The sequence below is a fragment of the Lysinibacillus sp. CTST325 genome (genome assembly GCF_054665055.1).
In genome coordinates, this window is sequence record NZ_BAAFHO010000001.1 from 273,016 (window position 1) to 295,824 (window position 22,809).

22 protein-coding genes are annotated in these 22,809 nt (G+C 34.4%); 5 read left to right on the forward strand and 17 right to left on the reverse strand.

The window, feature by feature from the left end; all coding sequences use genetic code 11:
- Positions 1 to 52: 52 nt before the first annotated feature.
- The 8 genes from hblC to ACYQ73_RS01435 form a co-directional block, all read right to left on the reverse strand.
- Positions 53 to 1,372 carry a hemolysin BL lytic component L2 gene (gene hblC, locus ACYQ73_RS01400; protein ID WP_460010812.1) on the reverse strand — a complete coding sequence of 440 codons (1,320 nt, stop codon included), beginning with the start codon at positions 1,370 to 1,372 and terminating at the stop codon, positions 53 to 55.
- Between the two features lie 559 nt (positions 1,373 to 1,931).
- Positions 1,932 to 2,975, reverse strand: coding sequence for a Fic family protein (locus ACYQ73_RS01405; RefSeq protein WP_460010813.1), 1,044 nt, complete (start codon positions 2,973 to 2,975; stop codon positions 1,932 to 1,934).
- Between the two features lie 499 nt (positions 2,976 to 3,474).
- Positions 3,475 to 4,971: a serine hydrolase domain-containing protein gene (locus tag ACYQ73_RS01410; protein WP_460010814.1), complete on the reverse strand. Its 1,497-nt coding sequence runs from the start codon at positions 4,969 to 4,971 to the stop codon at positions 3,475 to 3,477.
- Between the two features lie 850 nt (positions 4,972 to 5,821).
- On the reverse strand, positions 5,822 to 6,574 hold the full coding sequence (locus ACYQ73_RS01415; protein WP_460010815.1) for an iron ABC transporter ATP-binding protein: 753 nt from the start codon (positions 6,572 to 6,574) through the stop codon (positions 5,822 to 5,824).
- A complete protein-coding gene (locus tag ACYQ73_RS01420; RefSeq protein ID WP_460010816.1) occupies positions 6,571 to 7,635 on the reverse strand; it encodes an iron chelate uptake ABC transporter family permease subunit in 1,065 nt (354 codons plus the stop codon). The genes ACYQ73_RS01415 and ACYQ73_RS01420 overlap by 4 nt, the downstream gene beginning before the upstream one ends.
- Positions 7,632 to 8,648: an ABC transporter permease gene (locus ACYQ73_RS01425; RefSeq protein ID WP_460010817.1), complete on the reverse strand. Its 1,017-nt coding sequence runs from the start codon at positions 8,646 to 8,648 to the stop codon at positions 7,632 to 7,634. The genes ACYQ73_RS01420 and ACYQ73_RS01425 overlap by 4 nt, the downstream gene beginning before the upstream one ends.
- A 19-nt stretch (positions 8,649 to 8,667) precedes the next feature.
- Positions 8,668 to 9,699 carry a siderophore ABC transporter substrate-binding protein gene (locus ACYQ73_RS01430; RefSeq protein ID WP_460010818.1) on the reverse strand — a complete coding sequence of 344 codons (1,032 nt, stop codon included), beginning with the start codon at positions 9,697 to 9,699 and terminating at the stop codon, positions 8,668 to 8,670.
- Between the two features lie 398 nt (positions 9,700 to 10,097).
- Positions 10,098 to 10,775 (reverse strand): response regulator transcription factor, encoded by a 678-nt coding sequence (locus ACYQ73_RS01435; RefSeq protein WP_460010819.1) that lies wholly within the window; start codon positions 10,773 to 10,775, stop codon positions 10,098 to 10,100.
- Between the two features lie 444 nt (positions 10,776 to 11,219).
- Here ACYQ73_RS01435 and ACYQ73_RS01440 point away from each other — a divergent pair, with 444 nt between their 5' ends.
- Both ACYQ73_RS01440 and ACYQ73_RS01445 read left to right on the forward strand, forming a co-directional pair.
- Positions 11,220 to 12,617, forward strand: coding sequence for a hypothetical protein (locus tag ACYQ73_RS01440; RefSeq protein ID WP_460010820.1), 1,398 nt, complete (start codon positions 11,220 to 11,222; stop codon positions 12,615 to 12,617).
- Between the two features lie 97 nt (positions 12,618 to 12,714).
- A complete protein-coding gene (locus ACYQ73_RS01445) occupies positions 12,715 to 13,398 on the forward strand; it encodes a GNAT family N-acetyltransferase (RefSeq protein WP_460010821.1) in 684 nt (227 codons plus the stop codon).
- Between the two features lie 225 nt (positions 13,399 to 13,623).
- On the opposite strand, the gene ACYQ73_RS01450 is transcribed toward ACYQ73_RS01445, so the two are convergent.
- The 7 genes from ACYQ73_RS01450 to ACYQ73_RS01480 all read right to left on the reverse strand — a co-directional run bounded on the left by ACYQ73_RS01450 (position 13,624) and on the right by ACYQ73_RS01480 (position 18,485).
- Positions 13,624 to 14,004 (reverse strand): GntR family transcriptional regulator, encoded by a 381-nt coding sequence (locus tag ACYQ73_RS01450; RefSeq protein ID WP_460010822.1) that lies wholly within the window; start codon positions 14,002 to 14,004, stop codon positions 13,624 to 13,626.
- Between the two features lie 128 nt (positions 14,005 to 14,132).
- The gene (locus ACYQ73_RS01455) at positions 14,133 to 14,633 is read right to left on the reverse strand and encodes a hypothetical protein (protein ID WP_460010823.1); all 501 of its coding nucleotides are present in this window, start codon (positions 14,631 to 14,633) and stop codon (positions 14,133 to 14,135) included.
- 58 nt (positions 14,634 to 14,691) lie between these two features.
- Entirely contained in the window at positions 14,692 to 15,720 is a 1,029-nt protein-coding gene (locus ACYQ73_RS01460) for a hypothetical protein (protein ID WP_460010824.1), read from the reverse strand.
- Positions 15,710 to 16,417, reverse strand: a complete 708-nt coding sequence (locus ACYQ73_RS01465; RefSeq protein WP_460010825.1) for an ABC transporter ATP-binding protein — start codon at positions 16,415 to 16,417, stop codon at positions 15,710 to 15,712. Before ACYQ73_RS01465 ends, ACYQ73_RS01460 begins: the two co-directional genes overlap by 11 nt.
- 146 nt (positions 16,418 to 16,563) lie before the next feature.
- A complete protein-coding gene (locus tag ACYQ73_RS01470) occupies positions 16,564 to 17,343 on the reverse strand; it encodes an ABC transporter permease (RefSeq protein WP_460010826.1) in 780 nt (259 codons plus the stop codon).
- Positions 17,344 to 17,347: 4 nt separating this feature from the next.
- Positions 17,348 to 18,250 carry an ABC transporter ATP-binding protein gene (locus tag ACYQ73_RS01475; protein WP_460010827.1) on the reverse strand — a complete coding sequence of 301 codons (903 nt, stop codon included), beginning with the start codon at positions 18,248 to 18,250 and terminating at the stop codon, positions 17,348 to 17,350.
- Entirely contained in the window at positions 18,234 to 18,485 is a 252-nt protein-coding gene (locus ACYQ73_RS01480; protein WP_460010828.1) for a PLD nuclease N-terminal domain-containing protein, read from the reverse strand. Before ACYQ73_RS01480 ends, ACYQ73_RS01475 begins: the two co-directional genes overlap by 17 nt.
- 179 nt (positions 18,486 to 18,664) lie before the next feature.
- Here ACYQ73_RS01480 and ACYQ73_RS01485 point away from each other — a divergent pair, with 179 nt between their 5' ends.
- Positions 18,665 to 19,204, forward strand: coding sequence for a helix-turn-helix domain-containing protein (locus ACYQ73_RS01485; RefSeq protein ID WP_460010829.1), 540 nt, complete (start codon positions 18,665 to 18,667; stop codon positions 19,202 to 19,204).
- Between the two features lie 34 nt (positions 19,205 to 19,238).
- On the forward strand, positions 19,239 to 20,099 hold the full coding sequence (locus ACYQ73_RS01490) for a YitT family protein (RefSeq protein ID WP_460010830.1): 861 nt from the start codon (positions 19,239 to 19,241) through the stop codon (positions 20,097 to 20,099).
- A gap of 184 nt (positions 20,100 to 20,283) precedes the next feature.
- Here ACYQ73_RS01490 and ACYQ73_RS01495 read toward each other — a convergent pair whose 3' ends face one another.
- Positions 20,284 to 20,529 (reverse strand): hypothetical protein, encoded by a 246-nt coding sequence (locus ACYQ73_RS01495; protein ID WP_460011499.1) that lies wholly within the window; start codon positions 20,527 to 20,529, stop codon positions 20,284 to 20,286.
- A 43-nt stretch (positions 20,530 to 20,572) separates the two neighbouring features.
- Positions 20,573 to 21,766: a YbfB/YjiJ family MFS transporter gene (locus tag ACYQ73_RS01500; RefSeq protein WP_460010831.1), complete on the reverse strand. Its 1,194-nt coding sequence runs from the start codon at positions 21,764 to 21,766 to the stop codon at positions 20,573 to 20,575.
- A gap of 104 nt (positions 21,767 to 21,870) precedes the next feature.
- Between ACYQ73_RS01500 and ACYQ73_RS01505 the strand changes: the two genes are divergently transcribed.
- Positions 21,871 to 22,749, forward strand: coding sequence for a LysR family transcriptional regulator (locus ACYQ73_RS01505; RefSeq protein ID WP_460010832.1), 879 nt, complete (start codon positions 21,871 to 21,873; stop codon positions 22,747 to 22,749).
- The last annotated feature ends 60 nt before the right edge of the window (positions 22,750 to 22,809 follow it).

Sequence of the window (22,809 nt, forward strand, 5' to 3'; positions counted from 1 at the left end):
TTTATTTCCTCCCAAACTTCGATAGATTTTTATAATTTTAAATTTCAGGATATTAAAATTTATCAGCCTGTTCCTCTAGTTGAGTTATTACATTTTTTAATCGTCTTAATGTATCTTTTTGAGACGGATTGTTAGCAGTATCAACATCAGCACTTAATTTTGTGATACTATTTTTTATTAAATTCAAATCTTCTTTATAGCGGTTTAATAGGTCAAGTTCTACATCTACTTGGCTAGCAAATGTATGCAAATCATGTTGCATAAGAAGAAGCATTGATTTTTGTAAATCTGCTATCGTTAGTTTCGTTGTTAAATCATATAATTTTTGATTTTGTTGCTCTAAATCATTTAATTGTGCTCGTTGTTCTGCCTTTAGATTATTGACTTCAGCGAAGGTACTATATGTTTTTTTGATTTTTTCTGGGTCAATTGCTTTCATAAGGTCATACTCTTTCGCTTTTGTAGCTGCAGCTGCAGCAATTTCACCTTTTTTATTTTTCTCAATTGCTTCACGAGCTTCTTTTTTAGCAGCTTCAATCTCTAAAGCAGATTTACCCTTTTCTTTTGCTTCTTGCTCTGCTTTTTCCTCTGCTTCTAAAATAGATTTATTAATTTCTTTTCCTTTGTTATACGCTACTGCTGCTGTTTGAGCAGCCGGGTCGATAATATCTTTTGCAAGACTATATATCTCTTGGAATATTTTAAGTCCTTGTACATTTAAAGCGCCTGGTAGAAATGCTATTTGCTGCAAATCATTTTGAATTAATTTTTTAGTATCCAGTAATTCGTCTTTTAGCTTGTCTATCTTCCCAGTTCCCTCTAAACTTAGTACTCCCTGAGCTTTTGTCACATCTGTATCGAGGTCTTTAAGTTTTTTATCAAGCTGGAATTTAAGGTCTGTTAATTCATTAATTTGAAGTTGCACATTTTCTTGATTCGTCATAGCCATTTCTTGAAGGACTTCTAATCTATCCAAAAAACCTTCTTTATCGTCTTTATTATCTACATATCCTTTTAATGCTGAATAATAGTTATTAAATTTAGTGGCAAACCCTTTACTTTTTGAATTTATTAGCATTAACTTTGGATAATGTTCCGATGACCATTCTTTCATATCCTGTTTTATTAGAAATTGCTCTGTGCTTAAAGCTGGTACTTCCTCTAGCTGTACATTAGGGCTTATTAAAGCCTGATCTATATACATTTGAATCAATTTAGACTGTGCACCTAATTTTCTTAAAGATGAGGAAATAGCCATGTTCTCTTCTTGAACTTCCGCCTGAACTAAAGGCGTTGTTAAAGTATGTATAGGAATAGCCCCCGTTGTAACAATGGACGTTATCATTAATCCTGTAATTATTTTCTTTTTCATTTTGTTTACCTCCTTAGATGATATTTTTCCAAATAATTTATGTAATTATTTCTTAAGTCCCCCCATATTCTTATAGTTTCAGGAAAGATCCTTGCTAAAATGATTTATACTTTCCTACAATGTAAATTTTAGGCATAGTCACATTTTTTAGCAAATTGCAGTGAAAATAATCTATTTTATGTGTAAAATAGTTAATTTTCGCTGTAATCTTGATTTTAAAGTAGATTAATATGAACAAAATCAACATGAAAGTGCCATAATATGGTGAGAATCAGCAGTTTGAAGTTGCAACATTGACATATTTTTGCCAATGGAATAGAAAATAAATCTTCTACATTTAGACATATTGGTTATTTTAGAAAGGACGTGTTTTATTGTGATAGAAAGGAGAAATGAATTACTTTCGTTGTTATATTTTATCAACGGAAAACTTTCCATTCCTTATTTAGATAGATAACTAAAGAACCAATTGCCGATTAAAGGTTGGCAATTGGTTCTTTGAGTAGATTTTTGAGTTGTTTAGTAAAAACTGATTAACCCCGACTTCAAAAGGTGTAGATTAAGACTCCACTTTCATCCAGCGGGCATTTCTCCCTTTTGAAATAAGTTTAATTTCACCTAATAGTTGCAAATCAGTTAAAGCTTTACTAATAGTACTTTCAGCTATATCTGGATAAATGCTTCGAATGCATTCTTTTGTAAATGGTTGTTTTTGATTATGAATAAAATTCTGAATTCGCTCTACTTTAGTATGTTTACATATAGAATCCAGCACTCTGCTATGTAGATCTTCATAAGCCTCTAAAATAATAATTAAGAACTCTTTTAACCAGAAGTTAATATTATGCCCATTACAATACCAATTAACCGATGATTTAACTATGGCTTCATAGTATTCAGATTCTCTTTTCTTTATATAATCATCTAAACAAACATATTTTACAAATGTATGTCCGCTTTTTACTAATAGTAATTGCATTAACATAAGTGTTAATCTACCATTGCCTTGACTAAATGGCATTATACAATAAAAATTCAATATAAAACGAGCTATCAATATAAGTGTAGGTAACTCTTTTTTACGGTTTAATAAATTGTACTGGTTACATAATTGTTCTACTGCCTGTGGAATATTTTCAGGTGGAAGAGGACGATAACAGATCGTATGCATCCCTTTTTCGGGAAGTCCTGGGATAGAAAATGGCTTTTGACGCCATTTTGCACCGTCAGAGGTATTATAATGAATTAACTGAAAATGCAATTCTTGTATAGTATCTGGACTGATAGAAAAAGTACAAGATTTTTTATGTACTAGAGACAAAGTTTCATAATAACAAAATATCGCATCTTCCGAAATTGATTGGGGGATCATATCATCTAAAATAAGTTCTTTTAATCGCTTATTTGAAACTTTTATATCCTCATAAACTGAAATATAGTTTTTTATGTATTGTAGGGGTATAGCTTTTTCAAGGTTAGTGAATATGTCTGGTCTTTGCTCTTTATAAGCGGTCAACATTCCTTTATATTCACTAATTTCACTGACCAAGTTTATTAGTTGTTGCTCAATATTTATGTACGGGTCTTCGAAATAATTTCTCATTTTGTTCCTCCTGTCACTATCTCTTAATGCTCTATTACAACAATAATAAATTTTTTGTTTTTAGGAATTCCTAATGTTATTTAGTATTACTATTCAAATAACATCCGGTTTAAATAGAGCTTTTACTTTCTAAAAAAGAGGATTAATTTATTATTCAAATTTTTGTATAAAATGAATATAGTCGTTAGACATTAGACATTAGACATTAGACATTAGACATTAGACATTAGACATTAGACATTAGACATTATTAAATATCGGAATATTATCTTTTATATGTACTGATTTTTGTTATTTTTTGTGACATTTTTTTATATGTATTTTTCTTTCCTCTATATAATCATTCATTTTTAACGAAAGCGAGTTATTCCACTATACTCCCGATGTTACATACAAGTTAAACAACACGCTTCAACTAAACCTGCTTCGTTAGTCCAATTTACTTCAACAAAAAGAGCGTTAATCCCTTGTTTGATCAACGCTTTAATTTCTAATTAAACTATACCGCTTGGATCTGTTTAACCTTTTGAATTATTAGGGTTTTCAAGAATAAAACTAAAGAGAACAATGTATGTACTATACTAAATATAATCAGTCCTGATGTGACATCTGGTTCTTTTTTAAAGTTGAATAACAAAGGAACTCCCACGTAAAAAGGTAGTAACACGTAAATGTAATACATTACTCCAAAGTATAATACTAGTAAGAAAATGATCACACAAAATTTACCAAAACTTGGTTTCACAAAAGCTACCTTATGTCTTCCTTTTGCTAAATTATAGAATGTTGATCCTAATACAAAGGTTAAAATAATACAAATGAAGATTGTGATACCAAGAATTATCTTAGCGGCAGAATTCACCTTTGGAAAGTCCTTACCTAATAAAGGTTTAGGAGTTCCTCCGTCCACTATTTTAAATAAATTAAATCCAGAATGGTATGTTATATCTTGTTTCGAATTTGATAAGAGAACAAGACCAAAGGATTTATCCGAAGAAAGGACCATCGTTGAAGTGAAGCCTGGTAACCCACCCTCCATATACATATTATGAGGATATACATACCAATTGTACCCTACGCCATATCTATTAGCTTTGAATATTTCAGTAATACTATTTGAACGAATCAGATTACCCGTTGGAGTTATTCCCTCGTTGAGTAGACACATCATAAACTTTGCTAAATCTGTGGCATTTGAGGATAACCCAGCCGAACTAGATGTAGCATAGACTAGCTTTTCCTCATAAGGTTTAATTTTACCCCATTGATAGCGATGCCCCATTGCTGTATTGGAAAGGTGATGATTATCAAATGTAAAATACCCTGTTCTATTCATTCCGAGAGGCTTAAAAATATTTTCATCCATATATTTTGTAAAAGGGTCACCTGAAACTTCCTCAATAATTATTTGCAACAAATCTGTATTCATATTGGTGTATTCAAAAGTTTCACCAGGTTTTGCAACTAACATAACATTACTTAGTTTATAACTAATTTGATCTATAACCTCCTGGCGATCTACACTTTTAACATCATGAACATTGAGACGACTTGGCAAACCACTTGAATGATTAAGTAAATGTTTAATAGTAATTTGATTTGACATGAAAGTATCTCTTGTCTTAAACCAAGGAAGATGGTCAACAACAGGATCTTCTATACTTAAAAATCCTTTCTCATGAAGCTGCATAATAGCTAATGTGGTAAACACTTTAGAAAGCGATCCTAAGTTAAAGTTTGTATTTTCGTCAATCTGCTGGGTATCTTCTCGTATATCTAAAATTCCAAAACCTTTAGAATAAATAATCCCATTAGAATCAACTAGCGCAAAGGCCATCCCCGGAATATCATGTGTTTTCATGTTACTCTCAATTTCAACTTCAATCAGTTTTATTTTCTCATCCCTATCACTTATTGTTGCCGCAACTTTATCTGTAGACATAATTAATAAAATACAGAGAATGCTATTAATTAAAACTATTATCTTTTTAATCATACTTCCCCCTTCTCTTTAATATCAAACCACTCTACACCTAGTAATGATGTTTTATCAATTATGCCTCCGGCGGATGTTTGACACCCGCTGAAAAGTAACTTGCATTCATCTCAGCACCTATAGAGGTGGTTGACTCTGTAGCTGACGCTTTGCTTTCGCTACATAAAACATTTTGCTGAAAGAAGTTAAAGTTTCTAGTAATGTATTAACTACTGTACGAAGTATTAAAAGATTTCTTTTAAGGAATTTTTCCGATAAAAAAAATGTTGCGAACTTGGACTATTACTGATGTTGCAACATTGTTTTCTTATTATGAATTGTTTTTCTCGATTCCATTTAATTTATTATGTTGTTGCTGTTGACGTTGTGGTTTAGAAAGTTCTCTTATTACAGCAGGCAATAATTATTTATTCGCCGCCTCAGCAAGCTTTTCTGCTACCTCTCCTTATTATATATTATTATTACTTTTTCAAATTTCTACTTAAGTCGAAATTTATTAAAACCATCACCAACCTTTTTCTCTTCATATTCTATAAGCAGACCTATGTTGAGGGGGAAAAGTATAGGGATTGAAATCACGGCTCTCCATTGGATTTACGTTGTTTTTATTGTCCTTATCATTGGCTTTATGGTTAAACGTCGTGATACCACCCTCATTTTTCTCGTTCTGACATACTTCAATTCATTATCGTGAGCAATGGCATTAAAAAAGCTGCCACCTGTAAAATACAGACAGCAACTTCAACTAGAGTAGCAGTTATGATCTATGCAAGCTACAGTAAATAATTTAATTCTCTATTAGTTTTTTGGCATACTCATTTTTTAAGATGCTTCATTAAAAATTTTGTCACTAATAAACAGCGATTGGCCCATAAGGACCTTCGATAATTTCTATTTTTGTTTCGAAAATATCTGTCAAAATTTCCGAGTCCATAACCTCTTCTACTGTCCCAAAAGCGGCAATTTGTCCATCTTTCATAGCACAAATTCTATCAGAATATTTGGCTGCAAAATTTATATCATGCATAACAGTCAGAATTGTTCTTCCAAATTCATTAGCCGCACGTCTCAAATGCTCCATCATTTGAACAGAACGGGCAACATCAAGGTTGTTCAGAGGCTCGTCCAAAAGTACATATTCAGTCTCTTGACACAAAACCATCGCTACATATGCCCTTTGTCTTTGACCACCAGAAAGCTCATCTAAATATCTATTCTCTAAATCAGTTAAGTCTAAAAAATCGATATATTTAGAAATAATAACCTCGTCCTCTATAGTTAATCTTCCCTTTGAATAAGGAAAACGTCCAAATCCAACTAGTTGTCTAATAGTTAGCCTAGTTACAAAATGATTTTCTTGGCGCAATATAGTCAAAATTTTTGATAAGTCTTTTGATTTGGATTCAGAAACATCCATATTTGCCACCTGAATTTGACCTTCCTCCATATCCAAGAGTCTTCCAATCATCAAAAGTGTCGTAGACTTTCCAGCACCATTTGGGCCAATTAAAGAAGTAAAACCCGCTTTTGGTATTTCAATATTCAAAGGTCCTATTTTTACCTTATCAGTATAGAACTTTTTAACATTATCAATTTTTATCATAAAGCCCTCTTCCTTAAAACTACAGTTAAAAATATTATTCCACCAAATAATTCGATAATAACTGAAACTACACCTTGAGCATGGAATACATGATACATTAAAAAGTATGCACTCGTTATTATCAAAAATCCTATAGCAAGAGCCATTGGAAAAATATATCTATGATCATAAGTTGACGCCGCCTGATAGCTCAAAGTTGCTACTAAAAAACCATAGAAAGTAAGTGGTCCAATTAAAGCTGTTGAAATTGACATCAAAATAGCAACTAGTACAAGCGTATAAATTACATTAGATTGATATTTAACTCCAAAAGAAGTAGAAACATCCTTCCCTAGTGACAATATATTTAGATTCTTAGAATGAGCAAGAAGTAATATTGCTACAATTATTACCATAGGAATTACAATAGGAAAATATGCAGAATCTGCATTATTAACAGAACCAAACAATCTTGCCTGTAAAATATCAAATTCAGAAGGCGCAAGTAGTCTTCTCATGAAAGTTCCCACTGAATTTAGCCCAGTGCCAATAATAATTCCAACTAAAAGCATAAGTTGTAAATTCCCGTATTTACCAGAAAGTAGCCATCCATAAAGTATCAAGCTCATTAAAACCATTACAACAACTTGAAATAAAAATGATCCAATCCCAGTAAAATTTATCAATGCACTAGCCCCAAAGAAAAATATAGTACTAGTTTGAATTGTTGAGTAAAGTGATTCGAAACCTAAAAGCGAAGGAGTTATAATCCTATTATGCGTAATGGATTGGAAAGCAACAGTCGACAAGCTCTGACAAACTGCAGCAATAATCATTGCAACAAGAGCTACTATCCTTCTCATAACAACTGGGATAAAAGAAGGTGAATCAATCGGAACTGGATTGTTATAAACTAAAAGTCCGTATGAAGAAAGGACGCCTAAAGCAATCAATGTTATTAGCAAAATCCAATAACGTCTTTCTTCCTTCTTAGAACGAAAAGCCCTAGCTGATCTATTTTCATTATGAAGGCTAGAATCGATTTCGACATTTTCTTTATTTCTATATTCCAATGTGCTCATCGTAGCCTCCTTGGTTTTCTTTGTCTCAATAAAATAGTAATAAACACGACTGCCCCCACTGTTCCCAGTATTAATGAAACAGGTACTTCAAAAGGCATTATAATTGTTCGAGAAATTATGTCACAGGCAGTTACAGTCCCCATTCCTATCAAACATACCCAAGGTAAATTACTCCTAAGATCATCGCCTCTAAACATTGACACAATGTTTGGGACAATTAAACCCAAGAAAGGTAAGTTCCCAATAACAGCTGCAACAATTCCAACTGCAATAGAAATAAGGGCAGTCCCCACAAGAACAATCCTATTGTAATTAACGCCAAGGCTTGTTGCGACATCTTCTCCTAGTCCAGCTAAAGTCAATCTATTAGCATAAATAAAAATAAACAAAGTAACGATAACAATTAGCCATAAATATTCATATCTTCCCACCTGAACAGGCGCAAAAGAACCTACAAACCAAGTTTCAATACTTTGTGTCATTTGAAAAAGGAGTCCCATAAAAGTGGACACTGCAGAAATAACTGCTCCAAGCATCAATCCAATAATCGGGACAATTAAAGACGAACGAAGTTTAACTCTTCTTAAAAATAAAAAGAAAATCATAGTTCCTATAAAAGAAAAAATGATTGCACCAGTCATTCTTAGAACTAAAGTCGGGGCAGGAAATAATAAATAAACAAAAAGCAACCCTAAACCTGACCATTCAATAGTCCCTGTTGTAGTAGGTTCAACAAAACGATTCTGTGTAATCAGTTGCATTACGAGTCCTGCCATTGACATTGCAGCTCCAGTAAGCATTAATGCAACTGTTCTCGGAACACGAGTTATGAAAAACATCTCCATTCCATCCTCTTGTCCACGTATATCATAAACTCCAGTAAACAGTGATATAATGCCTAAAATAATAACAACTATAATCGCTAATATAAAAGGTCTTGTCCATATTTTATTGTAGTTATAAAACTGGGGTTGAGAATTTATCTCAACCCTAGAAGTTACATTTTTCAGCACTATTTTATACTCCTTTACACTACTTAGCTAAAGTATTTGCAAGGTTTTCAAACAACTCTATATAAGTCTGAATTGATTCATTTGTGTAAGTATCTGCTGGTGCATAAATAATATGTTTTTTAGAAACAGCAGTTGTCTTTTGAAGAGCAGGTGCGTTAGCAATAACATCCTGAGCAGGAACTGCATTTTCTTCACCAGATATTGCAGCATCACGATCTAATACGAACAGCCAATCAGGATTACTTTGCGCAATAGCTTCAACAGAAACTTCATCACCTTTATGATCTGAAGTAGAGTCGGCAACTTCTAATGCTGGTGCCCAACCGAAAATTTCATACATTGGTCCCCAAACACGTCCAGAATGAGGAGCTGAAAAACCAATATCCCCACCACCAACGATAACACTCATCACTTTATCTGTTCCATTATAAGCAGATTTAGCGTTTTCGATAACTTTATCAAAATCAGCTACCACTTGTTTAGCTTCTTCATTTTTATCAAAAATTTGACCTAAAGCAATTGTAGAATTTTTAAGTCCATTTACTAAGTTTTCGCCAGGCGTAGCAGCTTCCTCAGAAACATCAACATTAAGATCAATAACAGCTGCATTTGGCACTAATTTTTTGATATCTTCGTAATAGCCAGCAAATCTTTGACCGACGATTACAAGATCAGGGTTTGCAGCTGCTATAATTTCAAGATTTGGTTCACGGTGATTTCCAATATTTTTAACTGAATCGTCCTTTACATACGGCGAATCTGCAGGCATTACATCCTTTGGAACAGCCACTAAGTCAATTTTCCAATCAGCTAAAGTTTCAAAAGTTCTATTATCCAATGCAACTACATTCTTTGGGTTCACAGGAACAGTAACAGTTCCGTGAGCATCAGTGATTTCAACTGTCGCAGGTTTAGCAACCTCTTTACTTCCATTATCTTCATTAGACTTTGACTCTTGACTAGATTTATTACTTGAATCTGAACAAGCTACTAACATCAATGTCAAAACTGCGATAATACCAACAAATTTTAAAAACATAGATTTCTTCATACACATACTCCTTATTATGTAATTTATTTCGAAAATGATGAAGTCTATAGATTGAATTGGATAGTAATTGCTAGCCATCTCAATTGCTATTGATAATCATTTTCATTTAACCGTCCTGTGGAACAGTATAGTCTTTAATTCTGTGAAAATCTTGTGAAGGATATAAGATGATAAATAAAGTTTATTTTTCACATTAAGTATTGGATACAAGAGAGTAATGCGTGAAGTATTCTTTTTATAGTTTACTTCTCTTCAAAATCTTCCAGAAACTGCTTGGTTATCAGATTTAATAGAACAAAAAAACGAGCAAAACTGGATGAAACTGTTTTTACTCGTTTTTTTTCGATTATGTTTAATATTGATTACTGTGACAAACTGTACCTATTATCTTATTTCTACTATTCAATCATTGAATAGCCTCTGCCATGTACTGTTTGAATATATCTGTCTTTCTTCTCGCACTTTAGCTTTTTTCTTAAATATCCAATATATAAATCCACTACATTTGGATTTACTGCTACGTCATATCCCCAAACCTGGTTCAAAAGCATTTCACGGCTCAATATTGTATTTTTATTCTTGATTAAAAATACAAGTAGGTCATACTCACGCTTAGTAAGCAGGAAATTCTCTCCATCTTTTGTCACAATATTGCGAGATGCATCCACGAAGAGATCTTTAAACCGGAAGTAATCTATCTCGATTGGCCGGATACTGTCCCCTCTTCTTAAAATAACTTTTATCCTTGCTACTAATTCTTCTTTCACAAACGGTTTTCTTATATAATCATCTGCTCCTGCTTGTAGCCCTGCTATGCAGTCCTTGCTGGACACATTGTCGGTCACAATGATTATCGGTGTCGTTTTAACTGCTCGTATTTGTTTACAAATTTCCGGTCCAGATATACTTAACGAATCCCAATCCAATATGATAATATCCCAATCTTGATCATATACTATATTTAAACCTTTGTTTTCATTGTGAAGTGTTAAAATGAAATAGCCTTCTTGCTTTAGACCACTTACGATTTTCTTTGCCAAAGACCGTTCATTCTTAATTACCAACACCTGCTTCACCTATGATTCACCTCTACTTCATTCATAAATTTATTTATCACAAAAAAGAATATCGGATTTATAAATCTTAAATTTCTAAAAAACTATTATAACAACTTATCAGGGTTAATTTGGCGATTTTAAATGAATATGTACAAAATGCTAAATATAAAAAAATCCCTTTCTTTCTCATTCTATTAAGTAAGTATAATTCTAACAACTGTGAAAATCTCGTAAAGGGTTAATTGGGGGGAAATGAAAAAGTCCGATGTGTTCATTTAGCTGTTGAAAGTTTGATTCATCGAACTTTCAACAGTTTTTCCCTTTATAGTAAATATAAGAGATTTAATTTTAATTATCAATTCATATTTTCATTCTACTTAAGTCGAAATTTTTCAAAACCATCACCAACTTTTTTCACCTTCATATTCTATAGAATCAGATCGAATATTGAGGGGGAAACGTATGGGGATTGAATTCACGGCTCTCCATTGGATTTACGTTGTTTTTATTGTCCTTATCATTGGCTTTATGGTTAAACGTCTCGATACCACCCTCATTTGTGTACTTGGCATCTTCATGTTAGCAATCGTTGCTACAGGCGATTTAACTTCGTCCATTAGTGGTGTATTTAATAGTTTTATTTATGCCATCACTGAGCTTTTGTCGACCATTCTCATTATTTCTATTATCGTAGCCATGAGTCGAGTCATGATGACTTCTGGTATTAATGAGGTAATGATAGCTCCTTTTACTAAAATTATTAAAACACCAGCTTTAGCTTATTGGACGATTGGGCTGTTAATGATGTGTATCTCTTGGTTTTTCTGGCCTTCGCCGGCTGTCGCACTTTTAGGGGCGGTTTTGTTACCTGTTGCTCTACGTGCAGGCTTACCAGCACTTGGAGTAGCGATGGCAATGAATTTATTTGGTCACGGAATCGCTCTCTCCAGTGATTTTGTTATACAAGGAGCTCCGAAGCTAACGGCTGACGCTGCTGGTATTCCAGTTAGTGAGGTAATGACTGCTAGTATTCCCCTTGTTATTACAATGGGCGTTGTTACTACGGTAGTCGCTTATATTTTATTACGACGTGATATGAAGCGTGGAGCAACGAATTTATATGCTACAAACGACACAAATGAAGATGAAGAACAAGTAATTACTGAAAACCTGCTAACACTCGGACAAAAACGCTTTTTCGCAGTACTTATTCCAATTGCCTTTGTACTCGATGTCATTGCCATGTCTATCTTAAAATTACAAGGTGGAGATGCAACAGCTTTAATAGGAGGCACATCTCTTTTTATACTACTATTGCTTTGCGTTGTAGCCCACAAAAAACAAGGGCTTGAAAAGACAACAAGCTATTTCATTCAAGGTTTCCAATTCGGATTTAAAGTGTTTGGGCCGGTTATTCCAATCGCAGCCTTTTTCTATCTAGGAGATTCCGGATTTACACAAATTATTGGTGACTACTTACCAGCCACTTCACATGGTATTGTCAACGATCTCGGTGTGGGTCTAGCTGCAGTAGTTCCATTAACGAAGGGAATCGCAGTCGTCACTTTAGCAGTCGTTGGCGCCATTACAGGCTTAGACGGTTCGGGCTTCTCAGGTATTTCCTTAGCAGGTTCCGTTGGTAGTTTGTTTGGCAATGCTATTGGTGGAAGTACTGCAACTTTAACAGCTTTAGGACAAATAACAGCGATCTTTGTAGGGGGCGGTACATTAATTCCCTGGGCACTAATCCCCGCTGCTGCAATTTGTAATGTCAGCCCATTTGAACTTGCAAGGCGTAATTTATTGCCAGTGGCGATTGGCCTTGTGATTACAACTATTGTGGCTGTGTTTTTAATTTAGCATTGTAAAAGTAAGGAACTCTTTTAGTGGTTTCTTACTTTTTCTTTTCCACACATATCATAATGGTATAATTTAACTGTACAAATTAGAAAGGTAGATGAGTTCAATGAAAGTTTCCTATTGGTGTGGAGAAAAAATACGATTGAGGGCGGCTAAGTCTGAGGACATTCATATATTTGAAAATTTAGATGATGACATACTTAAAAACCTTGATTCAATCGCTTTTCCTCGGACAAATCAGCAAATTGAAGAATGGATAAATGAAATATCTCAAGGGGCATCTACAGACAGTGATGATTTTTACTGGATTGCGGAGGATACTTCGAACAATGTCGTGGGGACAATTGAGGTTTCTGACTGTGATGCAAAGAATGGAACCTTTGATTATGCTATTACGGTATTTCCCTCCCATAGAGGAAAAGGGTATGCTAAAGATATGATTTTAACGATTTTAAAGCATTATTTCTTTGAACTTCGCTATCAGAAAGCAACAATTTGTGTTTATTCCTTTAATGCCTCTTCTATAGCTCTACATAAAAAACTGCGATTTGTTGAAGAAGGCCGGTTAAGAAATATGATTTATACAAATGGTACCTTTTATGACGAGGTCTATTTTGGAATGACCAAGGATGAGTTTAACTTCTTTCATCAGAAGTCTCCTACTTCTATAAGTGGTGAAATGATTTCGGATATAAGTTACTTTTCAGAGGGTGTCCAAACACCTACTGAAATAGAGGAACTCAGTCTAAGAACGCCACGTCCTGTGGCAACGACTGAGTGACCAACATCATGTTGGCCCAAAGCTTCCGGCGGATGTCACAGAATCGGAAAGGAGTTAATAAAGGATGTTAGCCTAAAATCATCGCATCCAAGCGACAACTGCTAACTGACCTGCATAACGCAGTCCCAAGCACAAAGCCGATTCCGGACGCAATTATACCTAGCCATAATTGAATAAAATACACTAGATGACTTCTGTACATTGCAGAAGTCATCCCTTTCTCTCTTAACACTCAGAATAATATTTTCGCAAATTCTTATGAAATATCTGTTGTAGTTGAAGCTCACTGATCCCTAACACATATGCTTCACACATTATTTGTTCGACCTTTATAGAAATTTGTTGCAAGTTAACGCCCTTTGCTTCAACAGATTTTTTAACAATTGCTTTCGAGCTTGGTTTTAAATCGATTATTCCCTTCTTTTGAAGCTCCTTGTAACTTTTATGAACGGTATGAAGATTAAGGTTTGTTTCGGCTGCTAAATCACGAATAGAGGGCAATGGGTCACCATTTTTTAAATTTCCTGTCGCTATTTCACAAAGTAGTTGCTGGGTTAACTGTTGATAAAAAGGAATTTTACTCATTGGATCTATTTTTACATTCAAGTGTTCACGTATCCTTTCATATGGCTCATCGCCAAAAATTAGGCATTACATTTATTAAAACATTTACCAAAATCTAAATTTATCGAAATGCAGACTGGGCGACTCCTTGGGGAACAGTGTTTCAGAAGTTATGGTGATGAGCATTCAAATTTCTTTTTATTGAATATTCCGTAAATTACAGTGGTTACACATAGTATTGCAATAATCAAAATAATTGCTGCCGAAATCGACGGAGAAACATTGAAAGATAGCAAGCTAAAGTGAAGAAGTACTATGACAATCAATAATGGTAATCCATATAGCAAGCTTATTAATACTGTAGGATTTGATTTTATTGCTTCTGATGGATTAGACCATTCAAGTAATGGATGCCTTCTATCATAAAGTGGGGACAATAAATTATACGTAATGACTAATAGTAATGTAATCAATAAATGGAGTCCCGTAATAATATCGCCTCTACCAAATAGCATGTAAATGATGTAGCTTATTACAACCGATATTGTGCCGATGCATGATGAGGTCATAACTTTTGCCAGGTAAATTTTTTGTGGATCAAATGGCAACGTCATGCTAGATGCATAGTATTTCCCCTCTCTTGAATAAGGAGTTCCACTAATATTGTTCATACAACTTATGAACAAAATCATATAGACAAAAAGAAAAGATTCATTGTTAACAATCCATTCAACCTTTAAAATGTTCGTCTGTAGCGTTAAAAAAAATGATTGTACAAATTGGCGTTAAAATAATCCCTAAAATAGCTTGCATTTTAAAGTATGGTTCAGACTGGATAATCCAATATTCACGTTGCAAATAATTGAGCAAACTACTTTGAATATCTCTTCCCCAAACTTTGGTCGTTTTTTCTATTCTGCTTACAAGCAAGCCATGTTCATAATACTTAGATGCAATCATTTTTATAGTTGCTTTAAACAATAAATAACATAGAACGGATAATAGGATGAAATAGATAAAACTTTTTGTAGTAGTCAATAGCAAAAGCGTCTTCACCCATGACTGTTGCATTGCAAAACGATAACCTAAATCGAGCAAATCTAAAATTGAAGCACTTAAGGATGATATTGTTGAAGCATCTAATTTCGCTAAAACAATGTTGATCGCATGATAATTTTTTATTAGAAAGTACAATATTGGGCTTATTCCCATACCAAATATAAGAGTCATCCTGACAAGCAAATACACAGATGTATTGATAAATACAGTGCGATAATGATTCAAAATGGATAATAAAAATAGAAGGAACAGTACAATTAAAACATTCATGATCAGTAAAAATGCAATTGATTTTACTGCGACAGCTAGCTTAAACTCTATCAGTAACATGAAAAACGTCGGTATTGATAGAATACTTACTACCATCATCGGTAAAGCTACTCCACTTACTATTTTCGACATTACAACCCGCTTCGCAGAAATGGGCAAATGAGAAAATATAGCAAAATCATTTTGACTAAACACTATCGCAATACTAAAATAAGAAATCAATATATACGTCACACCATTTGAAAGAAGAATATTATAAAATAAATACTCCTCTGGGCTCGCTATAAAGTAGATAATGAGAGTAAGCACAAAATACTGAATGGCTACATAAATGAATGCAATCAATAGGAGTACTTGAATTACTGGCTGTTTTGGCTTTACATAAAAAGATGTTAAAAAGAATTTGATTAATTGGATATTATCCTTCATTTGCTTGTTTCTCCATAAAAATAGTCTCTAGGCTCCCATCGACTAGCACATTCTCAACACGATCATGTAAGACAATCTTTCCATCTTTTAAAAACGAAATTGATTGACAAATTTTCTCTGCAACATCTAACAGATGAGTGGAAAAGAGAACGGTTCCACCCTTTTCAACGTACTCTTTCATACAATTTTTAAAAGCAACGACAGCTAGTGGATCTAGACCATTTATCGGCTCATCCATAATAAGCATAGGTGGACTAATTGTAAAAGCAGTAATCAACGCAATCTTATGAAGCATTCCAAAAGAATACGTTCCCATCGGTTTATAAATACTTTTCTCCATGCCAAAGATGTTAATGAAGTTTTGTAGTTTTTCATCATCCGTTTTTTCATATAGTTTCAAAACAAACTGTATCCAATCATATGCAGCTATATTTGGAAATACATGAATCGTATCAGGTATATAATAAAATTGCTTTTTATATTCGAGTGACTGTGATTTCGCAACATTATTAATCATTATTTTTCCGCAATTCTGTTCTACTAATCCAGCAATACAATTTAATGTCGTTGTTTTACCTGCACCATTCCCACCAACAAACCCTAATATATCTCCCTTTTCTATTTTTAACTCTACGCCCTTTAAAACCTCATGCTGTCCATACGATTTCTGTAAATTTTGTATCAATAACAATTTCATCACCTCATCCCCTATCATTTATACCACCTAATATTTGAACACCTACTGAAAAAGCGACTTAAACCCGTATTCATCACCCATAAAGTGGCGGGAGACATCTGTATCTGTCGCTTCGCTGTCGCACAGAAAACATTTGCAGAAAGAAGTTAAAATTTCTTTTTAGCAATAAAACTTTGCATAGTAATGATCATCAATAAAACTAACAGCAGTGTTACTGCAATATTGATGCCATACCAAGATCCCACATCACCTGTCGTTAGAATATTTGTTGCATACATACTATTACTAGCAGGATTCACAACGTCTATGAATGGATGTAATCCCGCGATAAAACGACATATTAATAGAACGACGATACTTATAAGTGCTATAAATGCAGGACTATTAAAAAATGTACTCATCATCGCAACAAACGTTATGATGAATAACAGCCAAACACAATAAAATACAAAAGCCCACATAGCTTGTGTCATAGGAACAGTAGTAAATAAATACGCTGAATAGCCATAGGAAGCCGCATAGCCAAGAGCTAGACATATAACAGCTACAATATAATGGATGATGATTTTACTATTTAAATAAGATGATATCGATACTGGTCTTGTTAGGATAAATGCCATCATGCCATTTGCTTTCTCTCCTTGGATAATACTCATAGTGGCAACGACCAAAATAATAATGCCGAGCTGATCAAATTGTGAATTTAATGTTGAGGCAAGTACCTCCTGTCCCACAGGTTTTGCCATCGTAGGATCAATTATTATACCTTGAACACCACCAGCTGATTGTAAAATAACAGGTAAATAATACATCATAATCGGTTGTGTTAGCCCTAGTAAAATAAATACGATTGGAAGCCACAATATTTTAAACTCCCTTGCCATTTGATGTACTTCTTTTTTGCTTAATGCAATAAAAGCATTCATTCACTTACACCACCAATTCTAAAAATATTTCTTCTAGATTGTCTTGAATACCCACTTCAAATTTAGTAAACATCACTTTTGAATCCAGTCCGTGCTGTATTAATCGATTAGCATCTGTTTCTAAATTTTCAACGTGAATTTTGAAGCCATTTCCACAGCTTTCGATTTTCTGCACATAAGATAATTGTTCAAGCATTGTTAACCATTGAAAATCTACCTTGCGAATCATTAAAAAGATAGCTGATTCTTGATGGCGCTTAAGTAACTCTGATTTTGTAGCATCCTCTATTTTGTGACCATTTTTAATCATCACAAAGCGTTCACAAATTTCCTCCGCATCGCTCAATATGTGCGTTGATAGTAAAACTGTCGTTTCTTTTTTTATCTCTTGTAATAGATTTAACACTTCTCTTCTCCCTATTGGATCTAGCGCTGAAACCGGTTCATCCATAATCATTAAAGCTGGCTTATGCAACAATGCTTGTGCAATACCAAGGCGTTGCTTCATACCACCTGAAAATGTCCCGACATGAATATGTGCTTCTTTTCCTAAGCCGACCTTTTCTAAAAGTAATGGGATTTCCTTCTGCAATTCATTTTTTGCTATGCCTGAAAGTGTTCCCATAAAGGACAATGTTTCAAATGCTGTCATCCATGAGAAAAAATTAGGATACTGAGGTAAGTAACCAATTTGATTTTTCATAGATGAAATCTTTTGACCATCAAGAAGAATTTCCCCTTTGTCGGCATTCAGAATGTCGGCAATGATTTGAATTAACGTGGATTTCCCTGCTCCATTCGGTCCAATTAATCCGACACACTCATTAACATCAATGACCATAGAAAAATCATTCACGGCTGTTTTTTGTTTAAACTTTTTTGTAATATTTTTAATCTCTAAGCGCATGTTTATTTACATCCTTCCTACCAATAATGAAGTATAGAACAGAACCAATTGAATTAAAGAACAAAATAATAATTGCCCACATCAGTATGTTTTCTCGCGTATCTCGGTGCCGATATAGATCGAATAAAGCAACAATGATTAGAACAAATCCTACGAATAAAAATGGCAAAATGATTGGAAGTATGCTTGCCCAATCCAGTTGGCTTAACTCATCAAAACCATAGTGTAATTTCATTTCTAAAACCTCCATTCATTATCATTATCAATAATGATAACAGAAGATGTAAAAAATTTCATTACCTTTCTACTGTACATCTGTAAAAAATATATATAGTATATTTATTGATAATGTTCTCATATTGATAACATTTGATTGTGCTTCCCTTGATTCCATTGGATAGGAGGATCGTTTTTATGCGGAATAAAGCAGAGGTTTTAATGCACCCTGTGAGAATGAAAATTTTACAAGCTCTAATGCACGATAAAGAAGAAGGCTTAAGCACTTTGGAGATGATTTCTATCATCAAGGATGTACCTCAAGCTACTTTGTATCGTCACATCCAAATTTTAATGGATGAAAACATCATAAAAATTGTGAAAGAGCGAAAAGTACGTTCTGTTACAGAAAAATTTTATGCATTAAATGAAGGAGCAGAAAAACTTAGTCAGGAGGATTGGACACAACTAACAATCAAGCAAAAATTAAATTATGTTTCCAACTATCAATTAGCTTTACTATCTCAATATCAAAATTATTTAAATTTACTTGATGAAGAAGAAAGACTTGCAGATTTAGCAACTTTTTCATTTATCGATTTGACATTAACGACTAATCAATTTATGAATTTTGAAATTGAATTAAACGATTTAATAATTAAATACTATAATATGGCCGACTCAAGCAAAGAGACTGAGACAAAAACAATTGCTATAAATATTATTCCAAAACCTTAAGTAATATTTTTACGTAAAGAAACGGAGAAGATTTATGAAAAGAAGAAAGACAGTTGAAAATACACGAAAATTTATCATGATTATAATTGGCGCCATCATCGCAGCATATGGACTAGAAGCGGTATTAATACCGAACGATGTCATTGATGGTGGCGTGACGGGTATTAGTATTATGGGAGCACACCTCTTTGATATTCCGTTAGGTGCGCTCCTCTTTGTATTAAACATTCCGTTTATTTTTATTGGCTACAAACAAATTGGTAAAACTTTTGCATTGATGAGTAGTGCTGGGATAGCAGCTCTATCTATTTCCACAGTACTTATGCATGATGTTAAAACAATTTTAGGTCCAAATGATCCACTATTAATTGTTTTATCTGGTGGTATATTACTTGGTGTTGGGATTGGGATTGTCTTACGTAATGGTGGCGCTTTAGATGGCTCCGAGATTTTAGCCGTGTTACTATCACGTAAGATTCCGTTTTCAGTCGGGGATATTATATTATTTATAAATGCCTTTATTTTCTTAGGAGCAAGCTTTATTTTTGGCTTAGAGAGCGCATTATACTCAGTTTTAACGTACTATATTGCGAAAAACGTGATCGATATTATTCAAACAGGTTTAGAAAAATCAAAAGATGTTCGTGTTGTCAGTGCAAAGTCAGAAGAAATTGGTGATGCGATTCAAGCTCGTTTAGGACGTGGTGTTACATATACAAAAGGGCGTGGAGGTTTCTCTAATGAACCCACTGATATATTAAACTGTGTCATTAACCGTATGGAAGAAAATAAACTTGTGTCGATTATTAAAGATATCGATGAAAGTGCCTTTGTAGTTATTTCTGATGTATCAGAGGTACGTGGTGGTAACTTCAAAAAACGTGATATCCACTAAATAAAAGGTAAGAAAGTAAGTCGTTCACAAACTGCACCTCAATTGTTAGATATCTAGCAGTTGTAGGTGCAGTATTTTTTATGACTAAATTTACAGTTGAAGATACATTAAGATGGGTTCAGCGGACTTAAACAGGTCTAATAGGGAAGATAGCTAACTTTTTGTAAGAGGAGTTAGCTAAATTTTAGCTTTTCTTCTCCATGACACTAATGCCAATGCCCATAAATACGACTGTCATAAATAATAGTAGGCTTAAAGGTTGTAATAACTCTACATAAGAACTAGCATTAATCGTCACACCTTTTAAAATCTCTAAACCATATGTGATTGGTGAAATATAAGATAGAGCTAAAATTACTTTAGAAGAAACGATTTCTAACGGCCAATAGGCGCCACCTAGCATCGCAAATGGTACTGCAATGAACGCCATCACTGTATTTAATTTACTAGATGACCGTTATTAAGCTTCCTTATTATTCACTTATGAGATCCAGCTCACCGACTTTCTCCTTTTCATATTTTAATCCACTAATTAGACATAAAGCTCCAACTACTACAACAGCGGTTGCGCCAAACAATGCATACTGATAACTGTTTGTATAATTGGCTAATGTTCCTGCAAGGGAAGGACCTAACATCTGTCCCAAAGCATAACCAGCTGTTAGATAACCTAATATTTGATGACTGTTCACCGGCAATATTTGTCTTGCTAATGTTGTGGCCACAGTTGTAATTCCCATAAAGGTTGCTCCAAAAATAAAAGCACTAGTGTAGAGTGTCATCGTATTTGTCGCAAATGCTGGTAAAACAATGCCTAGCCCTTGCAATAGCATAGAAATCAATAATGTCCTCACATAGCCATGTCGCTGTGCAAGTTTAGACCAAACAATGCAAGATGGGATTGCGGCAATCCCAACAACAAACCATACAAAAGCTGCATCACCATGAAAGCCTGTTGACTCTTCTGCTATTGATACGATAAATGTCCCCGTGACAATGTAGCCAAGACCCTCTAAGCTATAAGCTAAAATTAGCCACTTCATCCATGTCGTAGGTGGAAATTTTCGCATTGCTACTATCTGACTTGATTTCTGTTGTGTATGTTGAGTAACTGGCTTAATGAAAAATACGACGAATACAAGTAATATGACACTAAATAACGCCAAAGCAATCCACGTTCCATCCCAATCAAACATTGCATGAATGGGCGATACAATAATCGCACTTAGAGCAATCCCTGTGCCTACCCCACTATAAAAAAGCCCTGATAAATGTGATTTGCCATTCCCAGCTAACTTGTCGAGTACAAGGCTTGCAGCAACTACAAAAACAAATGCACTCATAACCCCTGAAATAAAACGAAGTACATACCATGCGATAATAGCATCTGTAAAGCCCATCATAGCCGTTGTCAAAATGCTAATAATGAGTGATATTTGTAAAAAGGGAAAACGCTTATCCCCTATTTGTAAGCGACCAGCCACCAATGCCCCTACTAAGTATCCTAAATAATTACTCGTTGCTAGAAAACCTGCGGTGGCACGACTAAAGGTAAAAGTATCTTGCATATACGGCAAGATAACCGTATAGGAAAAACGACCAATGGCCATGGCAATGATTAATGTAAAAATGCCTCCTACTAAATATTGAACTGTTTGCTTGTGCATATTTCCCTCTCCCCTCCCTCTCACTATAACGAAAGTTCAGATATTACAAATAGCACGAATTCGTTATAATAGATATCAAATAAACTGATGGCTGGAGGGAACTTATGAATATGAATGATCTCTTAATTTTTCGGACAGTCGTGCAATCAGGTAGCTTCTCCAAGGCGGCTGCAGAACTTAATTACACCCAATCCAACATCTCTATGAAAATACAAAATCTCGAGAACATGTATAATACAACTTTTTTTTATCGGGGACATCGAGGCATAAGCTTGACTGCAAAGGGGGAGCTATTTTTTGAGATTGTATTAAAAATGCTACATCTCTATGAAAAATCCTTTGAAATACTTCAGGATACAGAGGAAAATAGAGGACATTTACGTATCGGTTCAATGGAAACGACTGCGGCACTACACTTACCTACCTTGTTAACGACTTTTCATAAAGCACATGATCAGGTGGATATCTCTATATTGACAAGTCCATCCCAACAAAATATTGAACGGCTAGAAAACTATGAATTGGATGGTGCGTTTGTAAATGGACCCGTTTATAAAGAAAATATCCTTGCGAAGGAATTTGTTTGTGAGGAACTTGTTGTCATCACATCTAGCAAGCATAAACGAATTGATAGCCAGCGAGATTTAGAGGACAGCACATTTATTACTTTTCCTCATGGCTGCTCATATAGAGCTATTTGGGAGCATTGGTTGCGTGAAGACGGTGTGCAACCACAAAAGCGTATGGAATTTGGCACCCTCGACGGAATCATTGGCTGCGTTGCTGCTGGGCTAGGTGTAACATTACTGCCACGTGCAATCGCTCAAAAATATATGGATACTCAATCACTGTCGCTGCACATACTAGCAACAAAGCAGGCTCAAATCCCGACTTGGTTTATTTATCGCAATGACGAAGTACAATCACCTGCGCTAAAATATTTTCTAGAGACGATTGATGCATACGCCTACCCTTCGGTTTAAAGAGGGCTATCCATCTTTTTGAGGGGTCTATCCACATTTGGAGCGGTTCTATCCATCTTT